Raw genomic sequence first — 8,312 nt, 5'->3', positions numbered from 1 at the left:
ATTGTGCATGTTGGTTTCCACACGAAACGACGAGGAGCCGGGGCCCGGGGCGGGCCAGCGCAGGTAGAGCGGTGATGAGCCAACGCAAGCGGCCGGTTCAGACGAGCACGCGATGGGTGCGACCGGGATTGGGGTCGAAGTTGGCACAAGCGCCTGCTACGCCGTTGTGCGCACAAACATCAGCACGCTATGCGGTTCACAGCATGCACGAGATCAAATTCTTCACGCCGTTGTGCGCAAAAATATCAGCACGCTATACGGTTCGGGATTTATGCAACAACGCCCGGCAAGGCAAGACCATGCTATGATCTCAGCAATTAAAGACTCTGAACTGGGTCGAAACAAGGCTCATGTTCGCTTCGAACTTCAAGGTTGAGACCACCCATTGATTAGGAGATTGGAAATGTTTGGTTTGCGATGGAGAGGATCTGTCTGTTGTATTTTTTTTGTGTCATTGCTATGTGTCACTGTGCAGGCGCATGAATTGACCGTAGTTGTTGACAGAATAAAACAAAAAGAAGGCAGCCTATCCTTGGCACTCTACGACAGTGAAGATGGATACAAGAATGGTAATCCCTATGCAACACAACGCGTGGACGTTTCGGATCTGATTATGGTGATTTCATTCAAAGATTTATCTACCGGGGATTACGCACTCAAGCTTTATCACGATGAGAACAACAATAACAAACTAGATGTCGGATTATTTGGAATTCCCATCGAAGGCTATGGATTTAGCAATAACGGTGGCAGCATTGGTCCGGCCAGTTATCAGGACGCCAAATTCAAAGTAGATGGTAATACCAAAATTGCCGTGCATTTGAAGTAGTTCTACGCTATGTCTTCTATCATGGCCGCGGATGTTCTCCGTCATCGTCGCCCTTTTTTATTTATAGATTACGTGACCATGCGCTCACAAGGTTGCGCCGTGGCCGACCTTGCGCCAGAGCTGTGGACGAAGGTTACCCCTTGGCGTGCGCCAGAGGCCATGAGCGCTTTGCCGATCGAACTGGCCGCGCAGGTTGCCGGTGTGGCTTTACGCACGCGCTGGTCGACCGCATTCAGTGCAGGTTTTCTGGCTGCGGTTTCGTCATATCGGGTGTTCTCGGGCTTGCACGAGGCGACGCAAATAGAAGTCAATCTGGGCAAGAGTGCTGGGGCTTATCACGCTTTTGAAGCGGTGTTGACTGCGAGCACAGGTGCGCCATGTGCCGAGGTGTTTGGGTCGATTTTTTTGGGCGCGAGTGATGCAACAAGCGCAGCATCAAAGCAATTGGCGGCGCCAACCCCAGCTTCAACGCATGCTACCGCAGAGGCGGCACAAGAGTCTTGCTGGCTGGATCCTGCGCAGAGTTTTTATGCCGGACATTTTCCTGAGGCACCCATAACCCCCGGCGTTCTTCTACTGGAGATGGCAGCCCAAGTTTCTAGTTCAATCGCGCAGGCTGAAGGGCAGCGCGTGCTGGGGTTGGCGGAAGTGACGAATGCTGTGTTCCAGCGCCTTGTTCCTCCCGGTGCAATGGTTGAAGTGCGGGCTCGGTTGCAGGCCAGCAACGTAGGGCGTCGCAACTATGCGGTCAGCTTGTTTTTTGAGGGCGCACGAGCGCTTAGGGCCCGCGTTGCTTTGCGCACCGCGAACGACGATTTCGATTTTGATGGAGTTAAAAATGCAATCTGAGCGTGCGACAATCGCGGAAAAAATTCGCAAAACTGTGATTTTGGAAGGTTTGGAGCTGGGAGAGATGGGTATCACCCTCGACCAGATCGGCGACGATACCTTGCTGTTTGGGGTTGAAAGCCTGGATCTCGATTCGGTTGATGCGTTGGAAATCGTGGCTGGTGTGCAGCGCGAGTTTGGATTGAGCTTTCCGAATGTGGATCAGGCTTTCATGAAAGAGCGCTGCGCCACGGTGGCCAAGCTGGCCGACTTGGTGCTTGAAAGCAAGACGGAAAAAGTGGACTGAGCCGCCGGTTCATCCCATTTGTTCCTGCAACTACCACATCGTCATTACCTACAATGAAGCCAGACACTGTCGTCTTTGACAAAATTCATTCTGTTATTGCCCATGCAGCCGCCGCTGCTTGTACAGAGGCGGGCATGCATCCCATCAGTGCCGAGGGGGTCGATCTGGTGGAGTTGTTGAAGAGTCATTGTGCGCGGGTGCAGGCCTTCATCTTCGATATTCCATCGCATTCCGAAGATGGTTTTGATCCTGCCAATCTGGTTGGCGCCGATGTGGAAAAAATCTGCACGCAACTGGACGCCGAGGTGTCGGGCTTTTTGGCGGTTTGTGGTGATGTGACCCGGGCTCTTTCTCCGCACAAGCAAGCTGCCATCTGGGCTCTTTGCGCGGACGATGTCGCAAGCGATCTAGCTGGGGGCGCAACGGCGCCTGCCGCCACGCAAGCGCGCGTGGGTGCGCTCAAATCCCTCGCCAAAGAGTATGGACGCATGGGACTGAGCTACCACGCCCTGGTCTGTCAACCTCCTAGGGAATCTGCGACGGCCGAGCAGTGGCGCACCGTCCGCGGTGCCCTCAAGGTCTATGCCATGCGCTACAAGGCCCCGCTGGCGCTGGAATATGGCCGTTTTTTGGTGGCGGTTTTAAACACTTCTCAAGCCATGAACGGTAGCGTTGTCACCATGGGCGTTGGCGTAATGGAAATGGGGGGCTGAGATGACGCAAAAAAGCTTTGACACATTCCGACCGGTGGCTCTCATTACCGGCGCAACGCGTGGAATCGGGCGCGCCGTTGCGCAGCGCTTTGCCCTGGACGGATTTGATTTGGCGCTGGTGTACCGGTCAAACAGGGCGGCGGCGCAAGAGGCCACCCTGTCCTTGGTCGGTATGGGTGCGCGCCTGCACCTGATTCAGGCAGATTTGGCGCAACCTGAAGCGGCGTATACCGTGATAGAGCAAACGCTGGCAGCGTTTGGTGCTCTGGATGTTTTGGTCAACAACGCCGGGGGGACGCATGACGGCGCCTTTGCCATGATGCGACCGATCGACTACGCGCATGTAGTACGCAGCAATTTGATTGCGCCGCTGCGTTTGAGCCTTCTGGCCGCGCTGCACTTGATTGCCTCAGCTCGAGCTGGGCGCGCAGGAGCTGTGGTCATGATGTCCTCCATGGCAGGAATCACAGGCAAAGAAGGACAAGTTCCTTATGCGACCACCAAGAGCGGATTGATCGGCGTCACGCGCTTGCTGGCGCGTCGCCTGGGGCCGCATGGGGTGCGTGTCAATGCAGTGGCTCCGGGTTTCATTGCCACCGAGATGGTTGAGACGCTGGAGCCGGAGATGTATGAACACGTCATCGCTGCCAGCGCTACGCGGCGCATGGGACGTCCCGAAGAGGTGGCGGCAACTGTCGGTTTCTTGGCGGGGGGCGGAGCGTCTTATCTCAACGGTTCGGTACTTCGAGTCGATGGTGGTTTTTTACGTTGAGGAGCAGTTATGACAAATACAAACAGCGGAAAACTGCACGAAACTCCTGCTCCGGTTGAGCGTGTCCTAGTAACCGGCATGGGTGCACTCACGCCGCTGGCCGGCAGCTGTGCTTCGCTGTATGATGCGCTTTTTGCAGGACAAGATTCGATAGCGCCAGTCGAGATTTTTGATGCCAGTCGTTTTTTGGGGCAGCTGGCTTCTACCTTCAACAAGGTGCCCGCTGCGGGATTGAGCGCGGAAGACCACAGATGGATGGATCGTGCCACTTTTTTTGCGGTGGCGGCTTTGCATGAAGCCATGGCACAAGCTGGTCTGGAGCCCGGCGCCTTTCAGGGTGATGCGGAGCGCGTGGCGGTTTGCCTGGGCAGCTCGCACAGCGGCTTGGTCGAAACCGAGGCTGTCGCCATGGCGGTGTTGAACGACCAATTGGCGCAGTTGGACCCGCGCAAGATTTGCGCAACTTTGGTGTCGCATTGCACGGCAGTGGTCAAGCGCGTGGCTGGGGCTAAGGGACGAGTCATCACTATCTCCTCGGCTTGCGCCAGCTCCAACACGGCGGTTGGCGTGGGTGCCGATTTGATTCGAAATGGCGAGGCGGACATCGTCATTGCCGGTGGGGCTGATACGGTGTCGCTTTCGGTGATAGCGGGCTTTAATGCGCTACGCGCGCTTTCGTCCACCAAGACGGCGCCCTTCTCAATCTCGCCGGGCCTTAATATTGGCGAAGGCGCGGGCATCGTTATTTTGGAGTCGAAAACTAGCGCCCGCAAGCGCGGGGTCACGCCGCTGGCGGAGGTCTTGGGCTACGGTTTGTCTGGCGATGCGCATCATGCAACTGCGCCGGACACCACTGGCGCCGGCGCCGAACAAGCCATGCGTGAAGCACTGGCCAGCGCCAATCTGGAACCGCACCAGATTGATTACGTCAACGCGCATGGCACCGGGACCGAGGCCAACGACAGCGCTGAATCGCAAGCCATGCTGCGTGTCTTTGGACCCGGTGTGGTTACCAGTTCGCTGAAATCATTTTTCGGTCACACGCTGGGTGCCAGCGGTGTTTTGGAGCTGATCAGCACGATTCTTATGGCGCAACGGGGCTACGCCCCACACGGCTTGCGCATGACCGAAGTGCGTCCCGGCTGCGCTGTGCTCGACTACATCGCTGATGCTCCGCGCCAGGGTGTTTTCAACACGCTGATGGTCAATAACTATGGCTTTGGCGGCAATAACAGCTCATTGCTGGTGTGCTTGCCTCAGGTCTTGAGCGGTGGCGCGATCATGCCGCGTACCATTGCCGCAGACGGTGTGGTGGTCACTGGTGTTGGCACCGTAAGCGCTGCCGGGACTACTTTTGCTGCTTTGGCGCAAGCTCTGGTGGCGGGTGTTGCACTGGCATGCAAGGGGGGAGATGCGTTTGCTTCTGCTACCTCGCCTGCGCTGCGCTTTACGGACGCGCATCTCAAGCCCTTTGCCCGTTGCGCACCCAGCGCCAAGTTTGGTATTGCGGCACTGGAAGCCGCCTTGGGCGCAGACAAACAGTTATACGACCACAACCCCCGTTCGGGACTGATCTGTGGTTCGGTGTTTGGTGCGCAAAAGCCGACTGAGAAATTCATGGAAAGCGTATTTCAGGGTGACCCTGCTCTGGCCAATGCGCACTATTTTCCCATGATCACCATGAACGCCAACGGTGGTGCTGCCAGTTTGGCCTTTGGCATTACGGGTTACACCACCACGCTGTGCGGATCGGCGGCGGCACTTTGCTACGCGCTAGATCTGGTGCGCTATGGACGGCAAGACCGCATCTCTGTTCTGGCCAGTGATGAGGTAACCCCTCGCCTGCTAGACATCTACCACCGAGCTGGTGCTTTGGATGTTGTCGGCGCACCGGCCGCGCTGGGTGAAGGTGCTTGCGCCCTGGCTCTGGAGCGTGCGCAGGGTGCACAGGCACGCCATGCTGGCGCTTTGGTGCGCATCAGCGGTTGGGCGCACTTTCAAGATTGTCTAGACCTTGGAGTTGCAGTCAACGGCGATGCCTTGCATCGTGCAATTGTGCACGCTTTGGGTTGCGCGGGCTTGCAGCCAGACGACATTGGTGGTCTTGTAACGCTGGATTGCGGACCCGCCCCAGTGGCTACCAGCGTGCGCCGAGCCCTGTCGCTTAGTTTTGGTGTTACCCCGCCGCCAGTGGTGGCAGACCCCGTGGCGGTGATCGGTTACACGCCCTCGGGTGCGCCTTTATGGACGGTGGCGGCCGCAATGGCCGTCGTGATGCGATCCGATAGCCCAGACCATATCATGGCCCTGGGTGCCGACTTAGTCGGCGATGCTTATGCAGTAGTCGTCTCGCGCTGCCGGAGCATCGAATGAGTCACAAGTTGTCTTACTCGGTGATCTTCGGTGACACCGACGCGGGTGGCATCGTGTACCACCCACGTTATCTGGAAATGGCAGAACGTGGCCGCAACGAAGCAGGCCGTTCGGTCGGACTGGATGTGGGGGAGCTTTTTTCGCAACGTCAGACCGGACTGGCTTTGCGGCGGGCTGATATGGTTTTTCACACGCCGGCATTATTTGATGATCGGCTGACGATTCATACCCATGTCGAAAAGCTGGGTGCCGCCAGGGCTTTATGGATGTCGCGGATTCAGCGCGGCGCGCGGTCTATTTGCACGGTGCGTGCCGAAATAATTTGCATGAATCGCGTCAAACATGCGCCGCAGATGTTTCCAGAAGATGTTCGCAATGCTATGCAGCAGTTGACCCTGAGTGCGCGGCAAAAACTCCCCGTTGCCTCGAAAGAAGTGTATTCATGAAATTGTTAGAAGGAAAAGTTGCCATCGTCACGGGCGCTTCGCGCGGGATTGGCCGCGCCATCGCATTGGGCTTTGCGCAGCAAGGCGCACGGCTGGTACTCAACGCGTCGACACTATCCGATGCGCTGTCTGAGACGCAAGATCAAGTGCGCGAACTTGGCGCTGAATGCGCATTGGCCTGTGGTCCGGTGCAGGAAGCGGCGTCTGCGCGCCTGATGGTTTCGACGGCAGCAGATCGCTTCGGCGGCCTGGATATTTTGGTGAACAACGCTGGTGTCACGCGCGATAAACCATTGCTGTTGATGACGGAAGAAGAATTTGATCTCGTGCATGCTGTGAACATGCGGGGCGTGTACCAGTGTTCGCGCGAAGCGGTGCGAGAGATGATGAAAAAACGCAGCGGTCGCATTATTTCTATCAGTTCCATTTCTGCCATTTCGGGTCGACCAGGACAGTGCAATTACGCGGCCGCCAAAGCGGGGGTGGTTGGATTTACCAAATCGCTGGCTCGTGAAGTGGGCAAGCAAAATATCTTGGTCAACGCACTGTTGGTTGGGGTGATTGACACCGCAATGACCAAAAGCATGCAGCCCGCAACCAAGGCAGAAGTTCAACGTGTAATTCCGTTGAACCGCATCGGGCGTGCAGAAGAAGTCGCGGGGCCTTGCGTGTTTCTGGCCTCCGATTTTTCGACATTTGTCACAGGAACTACCATCAATATAAGCGGCGGAGGCTACGTTTAATGTCACAAACTTTAAATCAGATACGGGCCTATGCCCAGTGTCGCGCTGCTTTGACGCAGCGCTTGAAAGAAGCCTTGATCGATCGTCTTTCTTTGGACCGAACGATTGAGGAAATTTCCGATGACTGCCTGCTGTTTGGCATCGGCCTGGGCTTGGATTCGGTTGATGCGTTGGAGATTGTCGTCGCCATCGAAAGTGAATTTTGCGTTCGCGTTGAGGACGCGGACATGCGCGAAATTCGCTCCATCAACAGCATTGTTGATTTCATTCTGGCTCACCAAGAAGTTCCACAGGAGGCATTGCAATGAACGATTACCAGGTTATTCGCCATGAGGCTGGCGTTGTTGATATGTCGGACTGGGGCCGTTTTGCATTGCGTGGCGTTGGTGCACAAGATGCGCTGGACGCGCTGATGGGCGCGAACATGCTCGACCTCTACGACGGCGTTGCCACGAACACTCTGATCGTGTCCAAATCCGGTGGCGTCGAGGCGGTGGTTTGGGTTGTGGGTTTGGTAGACGGCTTTATGGTGGTGTGCGAGCGAGAAGATGCCCAGACCGTGGGCGCATTGTTGCGCGAGCAAGCTCAGCTTTATGGAGTGGACGTTGAAGACCTGCAGCAGAGCCGTTTTGCTTTGACGCTGGCCGGGCCTGCCGCTCAAGCCGTGGCAGAACGTGTCTTCGGTGATGAAGTCCATTCCATTGCGTTCTTGGGCGCGCTGGAGTTGAGCTCTGCACGCGTGCTGGCCGTGCGTTTGGGTTTTGTGGGGGAATACGAACTGCATTTCTTCGGCGCACCGGCTGAAAAAGAGGCCCTGTTGCAAAGCCTGGTTGGCGCGGGCGCCAAGTCGGTGGGTGCTTCTGCCTATCCGGTCATGATGGTCGAGATGCGTACGTTGAGCCGTCACCGCGACATTCCTGCAGATGTGTCGGTGTTTGAAAGCGGTTTGCAGTGGATGGTGGACTTTCGCAAAGACAATTTCCGTGGCAAACAGGAGTTGGAAGCGCGCCGTGCCGGAGTTCAATGTAAATGTGTGATGGTGTTGGTGGAGGGGGCTCCGGATGGAGTGTCTGGTGCACCTTTGCAGGTTAACGATATGTGCATTGGCCAAGTGCATCGGGCCTATTGGTCGAACACGCTGGAAAAAACAGTGGCGCTTTGCTATATGGACGCCGAACTGGCGTGGCCTGGCATTGCTATGACCGTCAATGGTGCGCAGGCGCGGTCGGTGGGGGCCCCGGCATTTCTGACGCAGTCGGTAATGCAGGCTTTTTCTTGAAATGACGCCCTTCTGTTTAACT

At 56.6% G+C, this 8,312-nt stretch carries 10 protein-coding genes; all 10 read left to right on the top strand.

The window, feature by feature from the left end:
* The first annotated feature begins 403 nt into the window (after positions 1–403).
* The 10 genes from VTU_RS32140 to VTU_RS0122845 are packed head-to-tail and all read left to right on the top strand — an operon-like array spanning position 404 to position 8,290.
* Positions 404–829: a DUF2141 domain-containing protein gene (locus VTU_RS32140; RefSeq protein ID WP_081479933.1), complete on the top strand. Its 426-nt coding sequence runs from the start codon at positions 404–406 to the stop codon at positions 827–829.
* 9 nt (positions 830–838) lie between these two features.
* A complete protein-coding gene (locus VTU_RS32135) occupies positions 839–1,678 on the top strand; it encodes a 3-hydroxyacyl-ACP dehydratase FabZ family protein (protein WP_081479932.1) in 840 nt (279 codons plus the stop codon).
* Positions 1,668–1,964 (top strand): acyl carrier protein, encoded by a 297-nt coding sequence (locus tag VTU_RS0122880; protein WP_050809559.1) that lies wholly within the window; start codon positions 1,668–1,670, stop codon positions 1,962–1,964. Before VTU_RS32135 ends, VTU_RS0122880 begins: the two co-directional genes overlap by 11 nt.
* A gap of 53 nt (positions 1,965–2,017) precedes the next feature.
* Positions 2,018–2,677, top strand: coding sequence for a hypothetical protein (locus tag VTU_RS0122875; protein ID WP_029554675.1), 660 nt, complete (start codon positions 2,018–2,020; stop codon positions 2,675–2,677).
* 1 nt (position 2,678) lies between these two features.
* Positions 2,679–3,449 carry an SDR family NAD(P)-dependent oxidoreductase gene (locus tag VTU_RS0122870; RefSeq protein WP_010109695.1) on the top strand — a complete coding sequence of 257 codons (771 nt, stop codon included), beginning with the start codon at positions 2,679–2,681 and terminating at the stop codon, positions 3,447–3,449.
* A 9-nt stretch (positions 3,450–3,458) separates the two neighbouring features.
* The gene (locus tag VTU_RS0122865; RefSeq protein ID WP_081479930.1) at positions 3,459–5,822 is read left to right on the top strand and encodes a beta-ketoacyl-[acyl-carrier-protein] synthase family protein; all 2,364 of its coding nucleotides are present in this window, start codon (positions 3,459–3,461) and stop codon (positions 5,820–5,822) included.
* Positions 5,819–6,268: a thioesterase family protein gene (locus tag VTU_RS30940; RefSeq protein WP_010109692.1), complete on the top strand. Its 450-nt coding sequence runs from the start codon at positions 5,819–5,821 to the stop codon at positions 6,266–6,268. Before VTU_RS0122865 ends, VTU_RS30940 begins: the two co-directional genes overlap by 4 nt.
* Positions 6,265–7,011: a 3-oxoacyl-ACP reductase family protein gene (locus VTU_RS0122855; protein ID WP_010109690.1), complete on the top strand. Its 747-nt coding sequence runs from the start codon at positions 6,265–6,267 to the stop codon at positions 7,009–7,011. The genes VTU_RS30940 and VTU_RS0122855 overlap by 4 nt, the downstream gene beginning before the upstream one ends.
* Positions 7,011–7,319 carry an acyl carrier protein gene (locus tag VTU_RS32130; RefSeq protein WP_010109688.1) on the top strand — a complete coding sequence of 103 codons (309 nt, stop codon included), beginning with the start codon at positions 7,011–7,013 and terminating at the stop codon, positions 7,317–7,319. The genes VTU_RS0122855 and VTU_RS32130 overlap by 1 nt, the downstream gene beginning before the upstream one ends.
* Entirely contained in the window at positions 7,316–8,290 is a 975-nt protein-coding gene (locus VTU_RS0122845; RefSeq protein WP_010109687.1) for a glycine cleavage T C-terminal barrel domain-containing protein, read from the top strand. The genes VTU_RS32130 and VTU_RS0122845 overlap by 4 nt, the downstream gene beginning before the upstream one ends.
* Positions 8,291–8,312 lie beyond the last annotated feature (22 nt).

This window comes from Verminephrobacter aporrectodeae subsp. tuberculatae At4 (assembly GCF_000193225.1).
In the GTDB taxonomy this organism is placed as follows: Bacteria; Pseudomonadota; Gammaproteobacteria; order Burkholderiales; family Burkholderiaceae_C; genus Acidovorax; species Acidovorax aporrectodeae.
The sequence above is the reverse complement of the archived record's forward strand: the minus strand, read 5'-3'. Positions and strand labels throughout refer to the sequence as shown.

Excerpts from the sequence above, each read along its gene's own strand:
- VTU_RS32140 (WP_081479933.1), top strand. The coding sequence starts at position 404 with ATGTTTGGTTTGCGATGGAGAGGATCTGTCTGTTGTATTTTTTTTGTG.
- VTU_RS32135 (WP_081479932.1), top strand. The coding sequence starts at position 839 with ATGTCTTCTATCATGGCCGCGGATGTTCTCCGTCATCGTCGCCCTTTT.
- VTU_RS0122880 (WP_050809559.1), top strand. The coding sequence starts at position 1,668 with ATGCAATCTGAGCGTGCGACAATCGCGGAAAAAATTCGCAAAACTGTG.
- VTU_RS0122875 (WP_029554675.1), top strand. The coding sequence starts at position 2,018 with ATGAAGCCAGACACTGTCGTCTTTGACAAAATTCATTCTGTTATTGCC.
- VTU_RS0122870 (WP_010109695.1), top strand. The coding sequence starts at position 2,679 with ATGACGCAAAAAAGCTTTGACACATTCCGACCGGTGGCTCTCATTACC.
- VTU_RS0122865 (WP_081479930.1), top strand. The coding sequence starts at position 3,459 with ATGACAAATACAAACAGCGGAAAACTGCACGAAACTCCTGCTCCGGTT.
- VTU_RS30940 (WP_010109692.1), top strand. The coding sequence starts at position 5,819 with ATGAGTCACAAGTTGTCTTACTCGGTGATCTTCGGTGACACCGACGCG.
- VTU_RS0122855 (WP_010109690.1), top strand. The coding sequence starts at position 6,265 with ATGAAATTGTTAGAAGGAAAAGTTGCCATCGTCACGGGCGCTTCGCGC.
- VTU_RS32130 (WP_010109688.1), top strand. The coding sequence starts at position 7,011 with ATGTCACAAACTTTAAATCAGATACGGGCCTATGCCCAGTGTCGCGCT.
- VTU_RS0122845 (WP_010109687.1), top strand. The coding sequence starts at position 7,316 with ATGAACGATTACCAGGTTATTCGCCATGAGGCTGGCGTTGTTGATATG.